This window comes from Veillonella sp. VA142 (genome assembly GCF_003992135.1).
In the GTDB taxonomy this organism is placed as follows: Bacteria; Bacillota; Negativicutes; order Veillonellales; family Veillonellaceae; genus F0422.
Map to the genome: position 1 here is coordinate 1 of NZ_RQVN01000062.1, position 497 is coordinate 497.

Annotated in this window: 1 protein-coding gene; it reads right to left on the reverse strand. The window is 37.0% G+C overall.

Annotation, left to right across the window (positions count from 1 at the left end):
• The coding region (locus EO117_RS09120) for a transposase (RefSeq protein ID WP_164727571.1) at positions 1-497 on the reverse strand (497 nt) is incomplete at both ends.

Below are 497 nucleotides of genomic sequence, written 5' to 3' on the forward strand. Positions count from 1 at the left end.
AAAAGTATACGAACTCTGAAGCGTTCAAAATGGCGCAACCCATAACTTATTCTCTTTAACACTTTAATGTTATTATTGCATCCTTCTGTAAACCCATTGGAATAGGGTAATACAAAGGCATTAACAATTTGAGGGAACCAACTAATAAAAGAAACTTTGAAATTACTAAACTCTGGTAGATGGCTGTTTTCTACCGCTTTTAACCATAATTGTATATACTTTTCTATGTTAGGTATACTGTATATCTTAAATATCTTTCTAAAGGCTAATCTAAGCCCATATGCCTGTCGTAGATCCTCAGATATACGCAATATCTCTAGCAGCTTTACTTGCTCACTCTCAGTTAATTTCTCGGGGTTCTTCATAAGGATCCTTCGGTTATTTTTTAGCATTCTAGAGTGTGCTACTAATTGCTTCTGTTCACGTTTGCGCACACGTTCGAGAGCCCAATCTACCAAGCGACATACATGGTAACGATCTGCCACAATATGTGCGTG